The organism is Bacteroides sp. MSK.20.12 (assembly GCF_019052435.1).
Taxonomy (GTDB): Bacteria; Bacteroidota; Bacteroidia; order Bacteroidales; family Bacteroidaceae; genus Bacteroides; species Bacteroides xylanisolvens.
In genome coordinates, this window is record NZ_JAHQVH010000120.1 from 1 (window position 1) to 345 (window position 345).

1 protein-coding gene is annotated in these 345 nt (G+C 44.1%); it reads right to left on the bottom strand.

The genetic code is table 11. The features are described 5' to 3' along the window. On the bottom strand, window positions 1-345 hold a 345-nt coding region (locus KTR06_RS24400; RefSeq protein ID WP_217290904.1), incomplete at both ends, for a UpxY family transcription antiterminator.

Genomic DNA, 345 nt, shown 5'->3' on the forward strand with positions numbered 1-345 from the left:
GAGTATCATTCATACAGACTGCTTCTTCGGAATAATCGAGCATGAAACGGAAACGTGCCATCTGCTCGTCAGGAATAACGGCAGGAGTGCTTTCACCACGCATTACCATATAGCGGCTAACTGTGGAGAAGCTTAGGACTTCCATACGCTCTTTTGGGTTGACATGAACAAAAACCATCATTGGAAGCAATACTGTATCAACCATCTTTCGACGGTCGCTCCATTGATGAATTTGTTGCTGAACGGGAACAAAAGAATTAATTCCCATCTTAGACAAACGCTCGGATACTTTCTTCTCGTGATGCATTCGAACGAGTGCTACATACCAGCGTTTTGAGTGTGCTA